The organism is Streptomyces sp. NPDC044921, assembly GCF_056432865.1.
In genome coordinates, this window is record NZ_JBWKIF010000027.1 from 75995 (window position 1) to 93515 (window position 17521).

The 17521-nt window shown below is 73.0% G+C and carries 17 protein-coding genes and 1 riboswitch; of the genes, 4 read left to right on the forward strand and 13 right to left on the reverse strand.

Annotation, left to right across the window (positions count from 1 at the left end):
• Nucleotides 1–27 precede the first annotated feature (27 nt).
• The 6 genes from AC07DA_RS31955 to AC07DA_RS31980 form a co-directional block, all read right to left on the reverse strand.
• Entirely contained in the window at nt 28–300 is a 273-nt protein-coding gene (locus AC07DA_RS31955; RefSeq protein WP_007491392.1) for a phosphoribosyl-ATP diphosphatase, read from the reverse strand.
• A 34-nt stretch (nt 301–334) separates the two neighbouring features.
• Nucleotides 335–820, reverse strand: coding sequence for a 6,7-dimethyl-8-ribityllumazine synthase (gene ribH, locus AC07DA_RS31960; RefSeq protein WP_031116695.1), 486 nt, complete (start codon nt 818–820; stop codon nt 335–337).
• 21 nt (nt 821–841) lie between these two features.
• Nucleotides 842–2134, reverse strand: coding sequence for a bifunctional 3,4-dihydroxy-2-butanone-4-phosphate synthase/GTP cyclohydrolase II (locus AC07DA_RS31965; protein WP_479131712.1), 1293 nt, complete (start codon nt 2132–2134; stop codon nt 842–844).
• Nucleotides 2131–2772, reverse strand: coding sequence for a nicotinamide mononucleotide transporter family protein (locus AC07DA_RS31970; protein WP_479131713.1), 642 nt, complete (start codon nt 2770–2772; stop codon nt 2131–2133). The genes AC07DA_RS31965 and AC07DA_RS31970 overlap by 4 nt, the downstream gene beginning before the upstream one ends.
• On the reverse strand, nt 2769–3377 hold the full coding sequence (locus AC07DA_RS31975; RefSeq protein ID WP_479131714.1) for a riboflavin synthase: 609 nt from the start codon (nt 3375–3377) through the stop codon (nt 2769–2771). Before AC07DA_RS31975 ends, AC07DA_RS31970 begins: the two co-directional genes overlap by 4 nt.
• Before the next feature lie 144 nt (nt 3378–3521).
• Nucleotides 3522–3652: riboswitch (FMN riboswitch) on the reverse strand.
• Between the two features lie 293 nt (nt 3653–3945).
• Complete coding sequence (locus AC07DA_RS31980; protein ID WP_479131715.1) at nt 3946–5181, reverse strand: ROK family transcriptional regulator; 1236 nt, start codon at nt 5179–5181, stop codon at nt 3946–3948.
• 134 nt (nt 5182–5315) lie between these two features.
• Between AC07DA_RS31980 and AC07DA_RS31985 the strand changes: the two genes are divergently transcribed.
• A complete protein-coding gene (locus tag AC07DA_RS31985; protein ID WP_479131747.1) occupies nt 5316–6521 on the forward strand; it encodes an MFS transporter in 1206 nt (401 codons plus the stop codon).
• Here AC07DA_RS31985 and AC07DA_RS31990 read toward each other — a convergent pair.
• Nucleotides 6481–6939, reverse strand: coding sequence for an acyl-CoA thioesterase (locus tag AC07DA_RS31990; RefSeq protein WP_479131716.1), 459 nt, complete (start codon nt 6937–6939; stop codon nt 6481–6483). The two genes, AC07DA_RS31985 and AC07DA_RS31990, sit on opposite strands and share 41 nt — an antisense overlap.
• 142 nt (nt 6940–7081) lie before the next feature.
• Between AC07DA_RS31990 and AC07DA_RS31995 the strand changes: the two genes are divergently transcribed.
• Complete coding sequence (locus AC07DA_RS31995) at nt 7082–8461, forward strand: uracil-xanthine permease family protein (protein WP_479131717.1); 1380 nt, start codon at nt 7082–7084, stop codon at nt 8459–8461.
• Here the strand turns inward: AC07DA_RS31995 and AC07DA_RS32000 are convergent.
• Nucleotides 8440–9570 (reverse strand): glycoside hydrolase family 6 protein, encoded by a 1131-nt coding sequence (locus tag AC07DA_RS32000; protein ID WP_479131748.1) that lies wholly within the window; start codon nt 9568–9570, stop codon nt 8440–8442. The genes AC07DA_RS31995 and AC07DA_RS32000 overlap by 22 nt on opposite strands.
• Nucleotides 9571–9745: 175 nt before the next feature.
• Here AC07DA_RS32000 and AC07DA_RS32005 point away from each other — a divergent pair, with 175 nt between their 5' ends.
• Nucleotides 9746–10459 carry a DUF5995 family protein gene (locus tag AC07DA_RS32005; RefSeq protein ID WP_479131718.1) on the forward strand — a complete coding sequence of 238 codons (714 nt, stop codon included), beginning with the start codon at nt 9746–9748 and terminating at the stop codon, nt 10457–10459.
• On the opposite strand, the gene AC07DA_RS32010 is transcribed toward AC07DA_RS32005, so the two are convergent.
• On the reverse strand, nt 10456–12153 hold the full coding sequence (locus AC07DA_RS32010) for a flavin monoamine oxidase family protein (RefSeq protein WP_479131719.1): 1698 nt from the start codon (nt 12151–12153) through the stop codon (nt 10456–10458). The genes AC07DA_RS32005 and AC07DA_RS32010 overlap by 4 nt on opposite strands.
• A 57-nt stretch (nt 12154–12210) precedes the next feature.
• Nucleotides 12211–12999 carry a carbon-nitrogen hydrolase family protein gene (locus AC07DA_RS32015; protein WP_479131720.1) on the reverse strand — a complete coding sequence of 263 codons (789 nt, stop codon included), beginning with the start codon at nt 12997–12999 and terminating at the stop codon, nt 12211–12213.
• 317 nt (nt 13000–13316) lie between these two features.
• On the opposite strand from AC07DA_RS32015, the gene AC07DA_RS32020 reads away from it, so the two are divergent.
• Nucleotides 13317–13853, forward strand: a complete 537-nt coding sequence (locus AC07DA_RS32020; RefSeq protein ID WP_479131721.1) for a Repetin — start codon at nt 13317–13319, stop codon at nt 13851–13853.
• Here the strand turns inward: AC07DA_RS32020 and AC07DA_RS32025 are convergent.
• The 3 genes from AC07DA_RS32025 to AC07DA_RS32035 form a co-directional block, all read right to left on the reverse strand.
• Nucleotides 13822–15018, reverse strand: coding sequence for an MFS transporter (locus AC07DA_RS32025; RefSeq protein ID WP_479131722.1), 1197 nt, complete (start codon nt 15016–15018; stop codon nt 13822–13824). The genes AC07DA_RS32020 and AC07DA_RS32025 overlap by 32 nt on opposite strands.
• Nucleotides 15019–15154: 136 nt before the next feature.
• The gene (locus tag AC07DA_RS32030; protein WP_053668336.1) at nt 15155–15607 is read right to left on the reverse strand and encodes an Lrp/AsnC family transcriptional regulator; all 453 of its coding nucleotides are present in this window, start codon (nt 15605–15607) and stop codon (nt 15155–15157) included.
• 10 nt (nt 15608–15617) lie between these two features.
• Nucleotides 15618–17084, reverse strand: coding sequence for an amino acid permease (locus AC07DA_RS32035; protein WP_479131723.1), 1467 nt, complete (start codon nt 17082–17084; stop codon nt 15618–15620).
• Between the last annotated feature and the right edge of the window lie 437 nt (nt 17085–17521).

Consider the following 17521-nt stretch of genomic DNA (forward strand, 5'->3'; position numbering starts at 1 on the left):
TGGGTGGGTGCGGGAACGGGGTGCGGCTTACAGGTGGGCGTAGACGTCGTCGAGGGAGATGCCGCGGGCGACCATCATCACCTGGACGTGGTACAGCAGCTGCGAGATCTCCTCGGCGGCCGCCTCCTTGCCCTCGTACTCGGCGGCCATCCACACTTCGGCGGCCTCCTCGACGACCTTCTTGCCGATGGCGTGGACGCCCTTGCCGACCAGCTCTGCGGTGCGGGAAGTGGCGGGGTCGCCGTGGGCGGCCTTGTGCTGGAGCTCGGTGAAGAGCTCCTCGAACGTCTTCTTGGACATGGTGACGCTCAGCCTATGCCACATACGGCTTTCGTCAGCGCCAGGGTTCGGATACTGAGCGGAGCGTGGCCGCGGTCGCCACCGCGGCCGTCACCGCCTCGTGCCCCTTGTCCTCGCTGGAGCCCTCGATCCCGGCGCGGTCCAGGGCCTGCTCCTCGGTGTCGCAGGTCAGCACGCCGAAGCCGACGGGGACGCCGGTGTCGACGGACACCTGGGTGAGGCCCTGGGTTACGCCCTGGCACACGTAGTCGAAGTGGGGGGTCCCGCCGCGGATGACGACGCCGAGGGCGACGATCGCGTCGTAGCCGCGGCCCGCGAGGACCTTGGCCACGACCGGGAGCTCCCAGCTGCCGGGGACCCTGAGCAGGGTCGGTTCGTCGATGCCCAGGTCGTGCAGGGCGCGCAGGGCGCCGTCCACCAGGCCGTCCATCACCTTCTCGTGCCACTGCGCCGCGATGACGGCGACCCGGAGATCACCCACATTGCGTACGGACAGCTCCGGTGCACCCTTGCCGCTCACGTTGCTCCCTCTCGTGCTCTGTTACTGGTTGCCGCAGGCCGGCACGGTGGTCGTGTCCAGCCAGGGCAGGTCGTGGCCCATCCGGTCCCGCTTGGTGCGCAGGTAGCGGAGGTTGTGCTCGCCGGCGCTGACCGGCATCGGCACGCGCGCCTTGACGACGATGCCGTGCCGGGTGAGGGCGTCGGTCTTGTCGGGGTTGTTGGTCAGCAGCCGGACGCTGCGCACGCCGAGGTCGGCGAGGATCTGCGCGCCCGCGCCGTAGTCCCTCGCGTCGGCGGGCAGGCCGAGTTCGAGGTTGGCGTCGAGGGTGTCGCGGCCGCGTTCCTGCAGTTCGTAGGCGCGCAGCTTGGACATCAGGCCGATGCCGCGGCCCTCGTGTCCGCGCAGGTAGACCACCACGCCCCGGCCCTCGGACTGGATGCGGGCCAGGGAGGCGTCCAGCTGGGGGCCGCAGTCGCAGCGGGCGGAGCCGAAGACGTCGCCGGTGAGGCATTCGGAGTGGACGCGGACCAGGACGTCCTGGCCGTCGCCGATCTCGCCGTGCACCAGGGCGACGTGCTCGACGCCGTCGACGGTGGAGCGGTAGCCGTGGGCGGTGAACGTGCCGTGGGCGGTGGGCAGTTGTGTCGTGGCCTCGCGGCGGACGGTCGGTTCGCTGCTGCGGCGGTAGGCGATCAGGTCCTCGATGGAGATGATCGTCAGGCCGTGCTTGCGGGCGAAGGGCACCAGCTCGGGCAGGCGCAGCATGCGGCCGTCCTCGCCGGCGATCTCGACGATCGCGCCGGCCGGGCGCAGGCCCGCGAGGCGGGCGAGGTCGACGGCCGCCTCGGTGTGGCCGTCGCGGGTGAGCACGCCGCCGGGCCGGGCGCGCAGCGGGAAGATGTGGCCGGGGCGCACGAAGTCGCCGGGCCCGGACACGCCGTCGGCGAGCAGCCGCAGGGTGGTGGCGCGGTCGGCGGCGGAGATGCCGGTGCTCACGCCGTGGGCGGCGGAGGCGTCGACGGAGACCGTGAAGGCGGTCTTCATCGACTCGGTGTTGTCGTCGACCATCTGCGGGAGCTGGAGCCGGTCGAGTTCGTCGCCCTCCATGGGGGCGCAGATCAGGCCGCGGCACTCGCTCATCATGAAGGCGACGATCTCGGGGGTGGCCTTCTCGGCGGCGATGACGAGGTCGCCCTCGTTCTCCCGGTCCTCGTCGTCGACGACCACGACGGGGCGGCCGGCGGCGATGTCGGCGACGGCCTGTTCGACGGGGTCGAGCGCGAGGTCCTCGAACTCGCCGTCGGCGCTGTACAGGATCGGTGCCGTGCTCATGCCGGCGCTCCTTCCAGGGTGGGCCGCGCGGCCTTGCGCGAGCGCAGCCACCAGTCGCGCAGGCCCCACAGGACGAGCGCGCCGTAGATGACGTAGACGAAGCCGGAGAAGGCGTAGCCGTTGGCGAAGTTGAGGGGCACGCCGACGAGGTCGACGAGCAGCCAGGCGAACCAGAACTCGACCATGCCGCGGGCCTGGGCGTACATGGCGACGACCGTGCCGACGAAGATGTAGGCGTCCGGCCAGGGGTCCCAGGACAGCTTCGGGTAGGCCGTGAACAGCAGGGCCACCGCGACCGTGCCGGCGGCGGCCGCGGCGGCCATCGCGGCGCGTTCGCGCCAGGTGGCGAACCGGACGGCGATGTGGCCGTCCTCGCCCCGGCCCGTGCCGCGCTGCCACTGCCACCAGCCGTAGAGGGCGACGACCATGACGACCGCCTGCTTGCCCGCGCTGCCGGTGAGGTGGCCGAAGAAGGCGCCGAAGAGGATGAGGCCGGCCAGGAACTGCACGGGCCAGGTCCAGATGGAGCGCCGCCAGCCGAGGGCGAGGGCGGCGAGGCCGAAGAGGTTGCCGACCATGTCGGCCCACTTGATGTGCTGGCCGAAGAGGGTGAAGGCCTCGGAGTTCAGCGTGTTCACCGGGTCGCCCCCTGCGCGCGGTCGCCCAGCATGCGCTCGACGTACTTGGCGATGACGTCCACTTCGAGGTTGACCGGGTCGCCGGGCCGCTTGTGGCCGAGCGTGGTCAGGTCGAGGGTGGTGGGGATGAGGCTGACCGTGAAGTGGCCGGGGCCGGCGTCGACGACGGTGAGGCTGACGCCGTCGACGGTGATGGAGCCCTTCTCGACCACGTACCGGGTGAGGTCCGCGGGCAGGGAGATCTTCACGATCTCCCAGTTCTCCGAGGCCTCGCGCTCCAGGATCTCGCCGGTGCCGTCGACGTGGCCCTGGACGATGTGCCCGCCGAGGCGGTCGCCGACGGCCATGGGGCGTTCGAGGTTGACGCGGGACCCGGCCCGCAGGGCGCCGAGGCTGGAGCGGTTCAGGGTCTCCGCCATGACGTCGGCGGTGAACTCGTCGGCCTCGTGGTCGACCACCGTGAGGCAGACGCCGTTCACGGCGATGGAGTCTCCGTGTTTCGCGCCCTGGGTGACGACGGGACCGCGCAGGCGGAAGCGACAGGCGTCGTCGAGGGTCTCGACGGCGGTGACCTCGCCCAGCTCTTCGACGATTCCGGTGAACACTTCCCGGGTCCTCCTGCCTCTTCGGGCACGGACTCCGGGGCTGTCGAAGACGACAGAGGTACGAGCAGGAACACCGGGGGCGACGCCGGATGGAGTCCGCCCTGGGGACGGACCTCTCGGGCGGCGCGCACGGATGCCCGCTCGCCGCGCACTGCCTCCCATCCGGACTTTAACCGTCGGTCCAGGAATTTCACCTGGTCAACCGGTCGCTGGAGGCGACCGGGTCGCGGACTGTAACCGCCGGTTCGGACTTTCACCGACCCCGGAGTGCGCTGCTGTTGATACACGGCCAGTGTGCCACGCCCGACGGGGGTCCAGACGGGCGAACGGTGTGGGGTGCCTCACAGAACGTGGCGCGTTCCTTCCCCAGCGCGACGGCGCGGCCAACGCCCCCACCCGGCCGGGGACTCGGCTTGGTACGAACCTATTGACGCTGTGGTCTAGTCCTTTCTAGGGTCGACGCCAGGGTCGGCACCCCCCACCCCCACGGACCGGCCCGGCGGCGGTGACGACGGCCCTTGCCCGCCGTCGGGCCTCCCAGACGCGACGCCCTCCCCCGCCCCGGGCGCTACCAGCGCCGCGCGGTCTCACCCGGCGTGAACAGTTCGTCCTGCGCGCGGTCCCGGGCCGTCAGCAGCGCACCGCGCAGGACCGCGCCACCGCCCAGGCCGGTGGCCCGCACCTCGGTGGCCAGCGGGGTCATGCGGGCCAGGCGCTCCCGCACCCGTGCGGCGAGTTCCGCGCCCCCGGCCTGCCCGACCTCGCCGCCGAGCACCACGCACCCGGGGTCGAGGATCGCGACGACCGCGGCGACCCCGACGGCCAGTCGGTCGGCGAGGGCGTCCAGGAAGCGGGCCTCGGGCGCGGGGGCGCGGGAGGGCACGGCCCCCTGGGCCGCCGCCTCCCGGACCAGCCCGACCGCGGCCCGCAGCGCCCCGGCCGCCGACGGATCCCGGCCCGCCGCCACCGGCACCGCGCACCGCGCGGCCAGGTCCACCACCGCCGCCGCCGAGGCCAGCGAGTGGAAGCCGCCCTCGCAGTCGGTGGCGGTCGGCAGGGCGGTGGTGCCCGGGACGGGCAGGAAGCCGATCTCGCCGGTGCCGCCGGAGGCACCGCGGCGCAGCGCCCCGTCGAGGACCACCGCCGCTCCCGTGCCGTGCCCCAGCCACAGCAGGACGAAGGTGTCGCGGTCCCGGGCGGCGCCGTCGCGCTGCTCGGCCAGGGCCGCGAGGTTCGTCTCGTTCTCCACGCGCACCCGCGCCTCGGGCAGCCGCTCCTGGAGGGCGGCGACCAGCCGCCGGTGCCACTCGGGCAGCCCGGAGGAGTCGCGCAGTTCGCCGCTGGCCGGGTCGATCAGCCCGGGCGCCCCGATGCCGACGGTGTGCAGCCGGTCCGCCCCGGCTTCCTTGACCGCGCGTTCGACCAGCGCGACGGCCTGCTCCACGGCGGGTCCCGTGCCCGTGTCCCCGCCGATCGGCACCGACGCCTCGGCCAGCACCCGCCCCACCAGGTCGGCGACGGCCACGGCCACGCCCTCGGTGCGGACGTCCAGCGCGGCGAGGTGCGCCCGGTCGGCGACGATGCCGTACACCTTGGCGTTGGGTCCGCGGCGCTGCTCCCCCGCCTCGCCGACGACCGTGATCAGGCCGGCGTCGGTGAGGCGTTCGATGAGGTCGGCGACGGTCGGCCGGGACAGGCCGGTCAGCTGCTTCAACTGCCCTGCCGTCAGCGGGCCCTCCTGCTGGAGCAGACGCAGGGCGAGCCGGTCGTTGATGGCCCGGGCGGTGCGCGGGGATGCGGGCATGCCGGGATCCTTCCAGATCGCCAGGCCCTGCTTCCCGGGCCCGACGGGAGACCCTCTTATTATCAGGCAGGGTTCCTGATAGTTTACGGCGGCACGACCGGGTGCACGTGAGCGAGCAGGAGGGGGACCGCACCATGGGAAACGTGGTCGACGCACAGCGCGAGGTGAAGCGGTCGCGGTACGCCGTGGCCGCCGTCTTCGCGGTGCACGGCGCCGTGACCGGCTCGTTCGCCACCCGGGTGCCGTGGATCCAGGACCACGCGGGCGTGAGCGCCGGCCAGCTGGGCATCGCCCTGGCCTTCCCCGCCCTCGGCGCGTCCGTCGCGATGCCGCTCGCCGGCAGTGTCAGCCACCGTTTCGGCGCCCGCAACGCGCTGCGCGGGCTGATCGCCCTGTGGACCCTGTCGCTGGTGCTGCCGTCCCTCGCGCCGAACCTGCTCACGCTCTGCCTGGCCCTGTTCGTGTACGGCGCGACGGCGGGCATGGCGGACGTGGCGATGAACGCGCTCGGCGTCGAGGTCGAGAACCGGCTCGACCGGTCGATCATGTCCGGACTGCACGGCATGTGGAGCGCGGGTGCCCTGATCGGCTCGGCGGCCGGTACGCTCGCCGCCCACCTGGGCTCGGACGCCCGGCTGCACCACGCCCTGGCCGCGGCGGTGCTCACCGTCGTCGGCGTGCTGTGCTGCCAGTGGGTGCTCGACCTGCAGCCCGCGCAGGACGAGGAGCCGCCGCCGCGGTTCGCGCTGCCGCCCCGCTCGGCGCTGCTCATCGGCGCGATCGGGTTCTGTGCGGTGTTCGCGGAAGGGGCGAGCCTGGACTGGTCGGCGGTCTACCTGCGCGAACAGCTGGAGACCTCGGCCGGTCTCGCGGCCGCCTGCACGACGGGCTTCACCCTCACCATGGCCGTCGCCCGGATCGCGGGCGACAAGGTCGTGGACCGCTTCGGCGCGGTGCGGACCGTGCGGGCGAGCGGGGTGTTCGCCGTCCTCGGCGGGCTGCTGATCGTCCTCGCCGAGCACCCGGCGGTGGCGATGGCCGGGTTCGCGCTGATGGGGCTGGGCATCGCCGTCGTCGTGCCGCTGTGCTTCGCGGCGGCGGGCCGCAGCGGCTCCAACCCGAGCCTGGCCATCGCCGGCGTCGCGACCATCACCTACACCTCGGGCCTGATCGCGCCGAGCGCGATCGGCATGCTGGCCCAGGCGACCAGCCTGATGGTCTCGTTCTGCCTGGTGACGCTGCTCTCCGGCGGTCTGGTCGCCTTCGCCCGGGTGCTGCGCCCCGGCGACCGGGTGAAGATCAGCGGGCCGGACGCAGCAGTTCCCGACCCGCGGCCCTGAACTCCTCGCTCCAGGGGGCGGGGCGCAGCGTGGCGGCGTCGAGCCGGACCAGCACCCGCGTCCCGTGGGCGTGGGTAGTCGCGCCGTCCGCCGAGCAGAAGCGGAAGCCGTACGTGAGCCCGGTCGTGCCGAGCCGCTCCAGCCAGAGGTGGACGGCGTACGGGCCCGGCCGGGTCACCGGCGCCTCGTAGGTGATCGTCAGCTCCTTCACCGCGTTGCAGGCGTCGCCCGCGGCCGCCCAGTCGCCCTCGAAGCGGATGCCCCGCTCCTGCCACAGCTCGGCCCAGGCCCGCTCCACCATGAGCGGATAGCGGGCGTTGTGCAGCAGGCCGAGGGCGTCCAGGTCGTCGAAGTGGACGGTGACGGGGACCAGCCGGCCGTGGGACGGGGCGGGGGCGGGGAGGGCTTCGGCGGTCACGGGCGGGGCTCCTGGGCGTACGGATCGGTGGGCTCTACAGCGACCGCCGATCCTAAGCGTCCGCCCAGGTGTACGGAGCATCACCCGTCAGCCCGGAGAATGGTCCGGACTCAGCTGCCCGCACGACGAAAGCGACACCCCCATGGATCTCGGCGTCCGCTGGAAACTGCACGGCGACGGACGCGTCCCGGCCCCCGGAGCGGTGGTCCGGCCCGACGAGCGGCTCTCCTGGCCCCGTACGGCCGGGCTCGGCGCCCAGCACGTGGTGGCCATGTTCGGGGCGTCCTTCGTGGCGCCGGTCCTGATGGGCCTGGACCCCAACCTGGCGATCATGATGTCGGGCGTCGCGACCGTGGTGTTCCTGCTGGCCACGCGCGGCCGGGTGCCCAGCTACCTGGGCTGTTCGCTCTCCTTCGTCGGTGTGGCGGCGGTGATCCGCGCGCAGGGCGGCAGCAGCGCCACGGTCACCGGCGCGGTCTTCGTCGTCGGTGCCGCGCTGTTCCTGGTGGGGCTCGCCGTGCGGCGGTTCGGGGCGCGGATCATCCACGCCGCGATGCCGCCGATCGTCACCGGCGCGGTGGTGATGCTGATCGGCTTCAACCTGGCACCGGTGACGGCCGCGACGTACTGGCCGCAGGACCAGTGGACGGCCCTGCTGGTGATGCTGTTCACCGGACTGGCGGTCGTCTGCCTGCGCGGTTTCTGGTCCCGGATCGCGATCTTCCTGGGGCTGGTCTTCGGCTACGGCGTCTCCTGGGTCTTCGACCTGGTCTTCGGCAAGATCCACTCGGCGGACGGCAGCGGCAAGGTCACCGACCACTGGCGGCTGGACCTCTCCGGCGTGGGCCAGGCCGACTGGATCGGACTGCCGACGCTGCACGGCCCGTCGTTCGAGTGGTCGGCGGTTCTGGTCGCGCTGCCGGTCGTCATCGCGCTGGTCGCGGAGAACGCCGGGCACGTGAAGGCGGTCGGTGAGATGACCGGTGACCCGCTGGACGACAGGCTCGGCACGGCCATCGCGGCCGACGGCGTCGGCTCGATGCTGTCCACCGCGGTCGGCGGCCCGCCCAACACCACGTACTCCGAGAACATCGGCGTGATGGCCGCGACCCGCGTCTACTCCACGGCCGCCTACTGGGCCGCCGCCGGTTTCGCCCTGCTCTTCGGCCTGTGCCCCAAGTTCGGCGCGGTCGTCGCGGCGATCCCCGGCGGGGTGCTCGGCGGCATCACCGTCATCCTGTACGGGATGATCGGCCTGCTCGGCGCGCAGATCTGGATCAACGCGGAGGTGGACCTGCGCAATCCGCTGAACCTGGTCCCGGCGGCCGCGGGCATCATCATCGGCGTCGGCAACGTCTCCATGGAGTTCACGGACACCTTCTCGCTGAGCGGCATCGCGCTCGGCACGGTGGTCGTCATCACCGGCTACCACGCGCTGCGGGCCTTCGCCCCGGCCCATCTGAAGACGCAGACGCCGCTGCTGGACGAGGGCACCTCCTCCTACGACGACGCCAAGTCGTAGGCGTAGGACGCGGTGAACGTCCCGGGCCTGCCCCGGCAGCCGTCCGACTCCCCCGGCAGCTTGACCCACAGGTAGGCGTCGATCCGGGGCTCGCCGGTGGTCAGGGTCGGGGGGCGGCCGAGCTTGCGGCCGGCGGGGTCGCACCACTCTCCGTCGGCGGGGGCGCCGTTGCCGTTGCGGCTGGTGTCGATGACGGCCCCGAGGTCCGCCGGGCCGCCGAGCGCGTCCAGGACCCGCCGGTCGTAGGCGATCTCGTCGGCGGTGGTGTGGAAGTTGGAGACGTTGCTGAAGATCCCGTCCGATGACCCGGGCTCGGCGGCACCGGCCTGCCGCAGCCAGGCGGCCTGCTTGCCGGGCGCGTTCCAGCCCGAGTGTCCCGCGTCGAAGTAGACGCGGGCCCGGGGGTTGGCGGCCTTCAGGACGCGTCCGGCCCGGGCCAGGGAGGCGAAGCGGTCCGCACGCGCACCGGCGGAGAGGCACTCGGCCTGGGCTACGGAGTCCGGCTCCAGGACGACGATGACCTCGCCCGAGCCCAGTCCCTCGGCGAACCGGTCGATCCAGGCGTCGTAGGCGTCCAGGTCGGGCGCCCCGCCCTGGGAGTGGCCGCCGCAGTCGCGGCCGGGGATCGCGTACGGCACGAGGACCGGCACCCGGCCCCGGGCCGCGCCGCCCGAGGTGACGGCGGCGACCCGGGCGGTGAGGGTCTGCGGCGCGTACTCGGCGAACCAGACCGCGGCCGGCCGCTCGGCGATGCGGGAGGCGATGACCGCGTGCCGGGGGTCGCCGGAGTGGGTGCGGACCCAGTCGAGCACCTGGGAGTCGGGGTGGCGGTAGAGCCGGCCCGCGGCCGGGGCGCCGCGCTGCTGCCGCACGGCCCTGCTCCTCGACGGGGACGGCGAGGGCGAAGGGCTCGCCGTCGCGGACGCGTCAGCCGAGGACCTGGCCGCGGACGGGGACGGGGACGGCACCGCGGGCAGGGGCGCCAGCCGTGGGGAGGCGGTCACCGCGGGAGTCCTCGCCTGGTCGGAGCCGCGCCGCTCGCCGTCGAACGCGGAGAGCGTCCCGGCGACCACCCCGGCCACGACCACGACGGCCGCCGCCGCGACCATCGCGCCGCGCCGGGCGGCACGTCTGCGCGCGGCCCGGCGGGCGGCCAGGCGCTGCGCACGCGAGCCTGCCACGCCGTTGCTCCCCCTCCCCCTGCGGCGGGCGGTGTTCCCCCGTTTCGGGGAAGCGCCGGGCCCGCCGGTACTCCCGCCAGCCTAGAGCTGGGACTCTGCCCGCATGCCGCGATGCGAACAAGTCCCCCCGGCCGTGGACACACCGGTCGACGGAGTCATCCGCCGGATGCGCGCCCTGGACGCGGCCCTGCACCCGCGGGACGGGGTGGCGGTCTTCAACCGCGTCTACCTCACCGTCACGCAGACGGTGGACCGGTACGTCGACACCGGGCGGTTCGCCGATCCGCACGCCGCGATCACGCTGGACGTACGGTTCGCGCGGCGGTACCTGGACGCCGTCGCGGCGGCGGCGAAGGACCGGCGGGCACCGGCCTGCTGGCGGCCGCTGTTCCAGTTCCGCCGCCATCCCGGGGTACGCCCGCTGCAGTTCGCGCTGGCGGGCATCAACGCGCACATCGGGCACGATCTCGCGCTGGCCGTCGTGGACACCTGCCGTACCCTCGACTGCGCTCCGGCCGAGCTGGAGGACGAGTTCGACACCGTGGGCGATCTCCTCGTGTCGCTGGAGGAGCGCATCCGCGAAGATCTGATGCCGGGCCCCGACCTGTTGCAGATCGCCGACCCGCTGACGCACCTGCTGGGCTCCTGGAGCCTGGAGCGGGCCCGGGACGCGGCGTGGACGGCGGCCCGGGCCCTGTGGGCACTGCGGCGACTCCCCGACATCGCCGGGGAGTTCACCGAGCGCCTGGACACGGCGGTGGGCCTCACGGGGCGCATGCTGCTCACGCCCCTGGCCCAACCCCCGCCCCGGCGCTAGTCCTCCGGCAGTTCCACGGGCGCGATCTCGTCGTACACGTCGCCCGGGCCCGGGTTGGTCGGGTCGGTCGTGCCGCCGAGGTGGTGCATGACGCCCCAGACCGCGTTGAGGGCGGTCTGGACCGCGCCCTCGGCCCAGCCGGCCGTCCATGAGATGTCGTCGCCGGCGAGGAAGATGCCGCGCTTGTCCTCCGGCAGCCGGTCCTGCATGAAGTGCGTGAACAGGCGCCGCTGGTAGCGGTAGTGGCCGGGCAGGTTGGCCTTGAACGCGCCCATGAAGTAGGGCTCGTTCTCCCAGGACACGGTGACCGGGTTGCCGATGATGTGCTTGCGGATGTCGACCTTGGGATAGATCTCGCCGAGCGACTTCAGCATGACCTCCATCCGCTCGTTCGCGGACAGCGGCAGCCACTTCAGGCTGTCGTCGCACCAGGTGTAGGACAGGCAGATGACGGCGGGCTTGTCCGGGCCGTCGTCGAGCAGGTAGGTGCCGCGCGTCATGCGGTCGGTGAGCGTCATCGACATGACGTCCCGGCCGGTCTCCTCGTCCTTGTCCAGCCAGAACGGGCGGTCCACCGGCACGAACAGCTTGGAGCTCTCCATGTAGTGGGTGCGCTCGATGGCCGTCCAGTGGTCGATCGGGAAGAGCGAGTCGTCGCAGTCGATCTTCGACAGCAGCATCCAGGACTGGGCGGTGAAGATCGCCGCCCGGTAGGTGCGGATGTCGCCGCGCGCGTCGGTCACCGTGATGCGGTTGCCGGCCGTGCGGTGCAGCCGGGTCACCGCCGGGCGGGGCTCGCGGCCCTCGTGCAGGCTCGCCAGCGAGGTGCCCTGGGGCCAGTGGACGATCTTCTGCGGCTCGCGCTCCCACAGGCGCAGCGGCAGCTGCTGGGAGCCGCCGACGATGCCGCGGTGGTGGTCGTCGGCCTCGGTGTAGACGACGCGCAGGATCTCCAGGATGGAGTTCGGGAAGTCGGTGTCCCAGCCGCCGGTGCCGAAGCCGACCTGGCCGAAGATCTCCCGGTGGCGGAAGGACTTGAACGCCTCGGAGTCGCAGAGGAAGCCGTAGAAGGTCTGGTTGTCGAGCTTCTCGACGAGCTTGGACCAGATCTCGCGGATGCGCGGGACGTCCCGCTCGCGCAGGGCCCGGTTCATGTCGGAGAAGTCGGCGCCCTCCTCCAGGCACCGGCCCCAGGCCTCGGCGACGTCCCGGTAGACCTGCGGCAGGTCCTCGATCGTCTCGGCGTAGTGCGACTCGCCCTTGAGGTCGACGACAGTCGACGGGGTCGCCTCCGCGAGGGGGTTGGGGAACGGCCGCGTCTTGAGGCCGACGAGGTCGATGTAGTGCTGCAGGGCCGTGGAGGACGGCGGGAAGCGCATCGCGCCCATCTCGGCGGTGAGGGACGCGTCGCAGCCCTCGAAGCCGACCGTGCGCAGCCGCCCGCCGATCTGGTCGGCCTCGTAGACGACCGGCTTGAGGCCCATCTTCATCAGCTCGTACGCGGCGACGATGCCGGACAGGCCGCCGCCGATGACCGCGACCTCCGTGCCGTGCTCCGTCGCGGGCACCTGGCCGAGGCCCGCCGGGTGGGCGAGGAAGTCGTCGTAGGCGTAGGGGAAGTCCGGGCCGAACATGGTGATCGGCGGCTGCTGCGCGTCTGCGTGCTCGACGGCGTTGGGCACGGTGGACGTCATGGGGTACGGACTCCTTGCACAGGAACGAACAGGCGGGTGAGGGGGGTCGGACGGGTGTCAGACGAGCGACCCGTACAGGCCGGGGCGCCGGTCCCGCAGATACGGGTTGTTCTCGCGCGACGCGGCGAGGAAGGCCGGGTCGACGTCGGCCAGGACGAGGTCCTCGCCCCGCCCGGCCCGGGTGCGGGCGATGCCGTCGGGCCCGGCCAGCGTGGACAGGCCCACGAACTCGAACTCGCCCTCCCGGCCGACCCGGTTGACGTACGCGACGTACATCTGGCTCTCGAAGGCCCGCACCGGGACCACCGACTCGGCGACGAACTGGAACGGGTGCATCTGCGCGGTCGGGACGACCAGCAGGTCGGTGCCGGCCAGGGCGTGGGCGCGGACGTTCTCCGGGAACTCCACGTCGTAGCAGATGAGGATCCCGACGCGCACGCCGTCGATCTCGGCCTGGACGACCTGCCGGTCCCCCGGCGTGAAGTGGTCGCGTTCGAAGCAGCCGAAGAGGTGGGTCTTGCGGTAGTTCGCCAGGCGGGTGCCGTCGGCCGAGATCAGCTGGGCGGAGTTGAACACCGTCTCGCCGGACCGCTCGGGGTAGCCGTAGGCGATCGCCAGGCCGTGGCTCGTGGCGATCTCGGCGATCGCGTCGGCGCAGTCGCCGTCGGCGGGCTCGGCGAGCCGGCCGACGTCGTCGCCGATCGCGTACCCGGTCAGGAACATCTCCGGCGTGAGCAGCAGCCCGGCGCCCGCGGCGGCGGCCCGGCCCGCGGCCTCGTCGAGGACCTTGAGGTTCTCGACGGTGGAGCCGGGGCGGCCGGAGCTCTGGAGCAGGGCGGTGCGCATGCGTGTTCCTCACCGGGCGAAGGGTGGCTGGGGGGCCCACGGGACGGTTGAAGGGGCCACGTAGACGGTACGGGCGGCTGACCAGGGCGGACAAGCGGGAGCCGTTGCGCGCCGGTGAACGGTTCGTTGCGTGCTTTGCGGGGCGGGCGGCGATTCGTTGCGCGACTTCGGGCGTAGCCCCGCTCCTCCCGGGAGACCGGTCCGGTGCGGTCCTCCCCGCCGCGCGGCGGAGCCCGGGTCCCACCCCGGCCCGATGTCCCGCCCGCTCCGGGCCGGGAGAGTGAGGGCTGTCCACACCACCCGCGGAAAGGACCGCCATGAAGCGCCGTACGAAGATCGCCGTGCTCGGCTCCGCACTGCTGCTCACCACCGGGGCGGCATCGGCCGCGACCGCCTCGGACGCGCCCCGGCCGCGGGAGGCGGCGGCCCTGACCGGCACCGCGAAGCTGTACCGCTCGGCCGGGGACGACATCACCTTCTCCTTCGACGCGCACCTGGCCGCGCGGGACAACGCCGACCCGACGAAGGCCACCGGCACCTTCGCGTTCAGCCACTACAGGGACGGCCACGGAGCCCGGGCCGAGGTCGCGGTCGACTGCCTGGTGACCGGCGGCAGGGTCGCCGTCGTCTCGGGCGTCGTCACGGAGTCCGACCTGCCGGGCGCCGAGGGCAAGCGGGTCGGCGTCACCGTCCACGACCTCGGCCGCCACGACCGGCTCGGCTACAGCTGGGCCGCCACGGGCAGCCCCGCCGAGACGGAAGGGCTGCCCGAGTGCGTGAGCTCCGCCCCCTTCGAGAAGGTCGCGGGGGGGACGGGCGACTTCACGGTCGTGCCCTGGCAGCCCGAGCTCTGAGCAGCGCCAGGGCCGTCACCAGGTAGGGCAGCGCGAGGACCGCGAAGACGGTGCCGTGCGCCAGGCCGGTGCCGAGCAGCGCGTACGCGCCGAACGTGGCGACCGTGCCCAGCTCGGTGCCCAGGCTCGCCACCGAGGTGAGGGTGGCGCGGCGGGACTCGTCGATGCGGTGCTGGAGGCGGGCGTCGGCCAGCACCTCCGCCAGCTGGAACCCTGCGAAGGCGAGGCCCATCAGGGCGATGCCGGCCGGCGAGCGGGACGCGCCGCCGGCGGCCAGGGCGAGGGCGGCGCCCGCGAGCAGGGCCGCCAACCCGGTCGTGCCGAGGCGCTCGGCCGGCCCGGCCAGCAGGCTGCCGACGGTGGCACCCGCCCAGATCAGCATGATCAGGTAGGGCACGGTCGCCTCCGCGACGCCGGTCTCCCGGACCAGCAGCGGGGTGTACTCGTCGAGCGCGCCCCAGACCGCGGCGACGGCCGGGACCAGCAGCAGGGCGCCGCGCACCGCACGGTCCCCGCGCACCTGGGCGAGCCCGGTCCGCAGGGTCGTCGCCCAGCTGTCGCCGGTGGCCTCCGGGCGCTTCCGGTGCTCGGGGAGCCGGGTCGCGGTGAGGGCGGTCAGGACGCAGGCCAGGACGCTGGCGGCACCCACGGCCGCGTACCCGCCGTGGGCGAGGACGGGTCCCGCGAGGCCGAGGGAGGCCACGGTGCCCGTCAGCCGCGCGGCCCGGGCCCGGCCCATGACCCGCGCGTACCGGCCGGCGGCACCGAGGTGGTCCAGCTCGTCGTGGACGAGGGCCTCCAGCGCTCCGGAACCGAGCGCGCCGCCGGCGCCCCACAGGACGAAACCGACCGCGAAGGCCCCGTACGAGGGGACGGTCACCCACAGCGCGAAGCCGGCGGCCGTGAGCAGCGGGCCGATCCACAGCAGCCGGCGGCGCGAGACGGCGTCGGCCCAGGCACCGGAGGGCACTTCGAGGAGCACGCCGGTGACCGACCACAGGGCGAACAGGGAGGAGAGCTGCCAGAGCGACAGGCCGGTGTCGGCGAACAGCAGCGCGTACACCGGGTAGAGCAGGACGAAGTCGTCGAGGAACGCGTAGCCGTACAGCGTGGTCGTCAGCCGCCGGACGCCGGTTGCGGGCACGCGCGCGGGTGAGAGTGTCATGAGGCCTTCCCGAAAGGACCGATCGGACGCCGGAGGTACGGCGGCCGGGGCGGTCCCCGGGAGGCACGGCGGGTGGATCAATGTCGCCAGGTCATGACACCGATGCTAGGCGCCGGCCGGCGGATCGGCCCCCGGTTTACGTGGGCGATCCCGACGAGAAGCGCCGCAGCAGCGGCGACAGCACGAGCACGGACTTGGTCCGCTCGACGAACGGCTCCCCGGCGATGCGCTCCAGGACCCGTTCGAAGTGGCGCATGTCGGAGGCGAAGACCTGGGCGATCGCGTCCGCGTCCCCGGTGACGGTGGAGGCGGCCACGACCTCCTGGTAGCGCTCCAGGCCGCGCTGGATGGTCTCCGGGGAGGTGTTGCCGCGGCAGTAGATCTCGACGAACCCCTCGGTCTCCCAGCCGAGGGCGCCCGGATCCACGCGAACGGTGAAGCCGGTGATGGCTCCGGTGGCCCGCAGCCGGTCCACGCGCCGTTTCACGGCGGGCGCGGACAGGCCGACGAGTTGGCCGATGTCGGCGTAGGAGCGGCGGGCGTCCTCGGCGAGGGCGTGCACGATGCGTTCGTCGAGATCGTTCAGCACTGTGGGTCGTTCACTTCTCGGATGGTGCCAGTCGGGAACGGCGGTAGCCGTACACGAAGTAGAACACGAGCCCGGCGGCCATCCAGACACCGAAGACCACCCAGGTGACGGTCGACAGGCTGCCCATCATCCACACGCAGAAGGCGAAGCCCAGCGCGGGCAGGACCGGCGAGAGCGGCACGCGGAAGGTGCGCGGCAGGTCCGGCTTGGTCCGGCGCAGCACCACGACGGCCACGTTGACCAGCGCGAAGGCGAACAGGGTGCCGATGCTGGTGGCGTCGGCGAGCTGCCCGAGCGGGATCGCGGCGGCCAGGACACCGCAGAACAGGGAGACGATCAGGGTGTTGGCGCGGGGCGTGCCGGTCCCGGGGTTGACCTTGGCGAACACCTTGGGCACCAGGCCGTCGCGGGACATGGCGAACAGGATGCGGGTCTGGCCGTAGAGCACGGTCAGCACGACGCTCGCGATGGCGATGACGGCGCAGAACGCCAGCAGCGTGCCCCAGAAGGTCTGCCCGGTGACCTCGCGCATGATCTGGGCGAGGGCGGCCTCGGAGTCGGTGAAGTTCTGCCAGGGCTTGGCCCCGACGGCGACGGCGGCGACGAGGACGTACAGCGCGGTGACGATGACGAGCGAGAGCATGATCGCGCGGGGCAGGTCGCGCTGGGCGTTCTTGGCCTCCTCGCCGGCGGTGGAGGCGGCGTCGAAGCCGATGTAGGAGAAGAACAGCGTGGCCCCGGCGGCGCTGACCCCGGCCATGCCGAGCGGCATGAAGTTCTCGTAGTTGCCCGAGCGGAAGCCCTGGACGCCGATGGCGCAGAACAGCACCAGCGCGCCGATCTTCACCACGACCATGATCGTGTTGGCGCGGGCGGACTCGCGGGCGCCGCCCAGCAGGAACGCCATGGCGAGCAGGACCACGATCAGGGCGGGCAGGTTGAACACGCCGCCGTCACCGGGCGGGGCGGACAGGGCGGCGGGGATGGTGACGCCTATGGTCCCGTCGAGCAGTTCGTTGAGGTACTCGCCCCAGCCGACCGCGACGGCGGCGACGGACACGCCGTACTCCAGGACCAGGCACCAGCCGCAGACCCAGGCGATCAGCTCGCCCATCGTTGCGTACGCATACGAGTAGGAGGAGCCGGAGACCGGGATGGTGCCGGCCAGTTCGGCGTAGGACAGGGCCGAGAACAGGGCCGTCAGACCGGCGATGACGAAGGAGAGCGTGACGGCCGGGCCCGCCTTCGGGACGGCCTCGCCGAGGACCACGAAGATGCCGGTGCCGAGGGTGGCACCGATGCTGATCATGGTGAGCTGCCACAGCCCGAGGGTGCGCCGCAGCGACCCTCCCTCACCCTGGCCACCCTCCGCGACCAGGCGTTCCACAGGCTTGCGGCGCATCAGGCGAGCAGCGACGCCCGGGGACGGCGGGGCGGTCTGGTTCCTGCTGTGCGGGGGTGCGCCTTGATCGAGCACGCGCTGACTCCTTCGTCGCTGCCGGTCTCGCGCAGCGGGGACCGGCGGCGACCCGCCCGACAGCCGGGACCCACCGAGCGGGGTCCCCGCCACGCCACGTACGAGGCGACAGCCTACGAGCAGGGGCGTTGCCGGTGTAATGCAGCAACCTTGCGCGTGCCCGCAAGATCATTGCGTTCCTCGCGGTGGGCCGGAGGTTCGTTGCACGGCGGTTTTCGTCCGTTGCGCACGGCTTGCTCGGGACGGCGCTTTCACGAGGAAGGTGAGCTTCTCGGCACATCGGCGCGCGACACCCTCGTGGTCCCGGTACGACCAGCGGCCCGCGCGGCGGGTGAGGGGGGTGGCCGGCGGCCCGCGTGGCGGGCGAGGGGGGTGGCCGGCGGCCCACGCGGCGGGCGAGGGGGGTGGCCGGCCGCCCCAGCGCAGCGCCGGGGGGG